1 pseudogene is annotated in these 393 nt (G+C 39.2%); it reads right to left on the bottom strand.

Annotated features, from left to right (window positions below):
- Positions 1 to 70 precede the first annotated feature (70 nt).
- Positions 71 to 393: pseudogene (locus FTW16_RS20465) on the bottom strand (DNA repair protein); the annotation flags it as partial.

Raw genomic sequence — 393 nt, 5'->3', positions numbered from 1 at the left:
TTCGATAGGCACAAAAAAGGACACCTATTTACTAGAAATAAAGTGGGCTTTAAGTATTTTAGTTAAACTCTTACCACTTTTTCTTCTGACCGAAGAGGGCATCCATATCGTCATCACGCTCTTTAGATTCTATTTGTTGTAAATCTTGTGCGCTTTTATCTAGGCGCTTCTGATCAAGGTCGTTCAGCATCTGCTGAAGCTTTTCTTTTGCTTGATTAGAATATGAATCGTTTTTGGTCGCTAGTGCATCTATACCTTTACGTAGTAACTGTATTGCCGTTCCTGGTTGTCCACGAGAGATAGAGTCATTTGCACGTTTAATAACGTTCTCGATGTTGATTCGAATTTGCATCGTTTCTAGACGGGCGTTTTCTACTACATAAGCCTGAGTCT

This window comes from Vibrio sp. T20 (assembly GCF_007858795.1).
Classification (GTDB): domain Bacteria; phylum Pseudomonadota; class Gammaproteobacteria; order Enterobacterales; family Vibrionaceae; genus Vibrio; species Vibrio satsumensis.
This window is presented reverse-complemented; position numbering and strand designations above follow the sequence as displayed.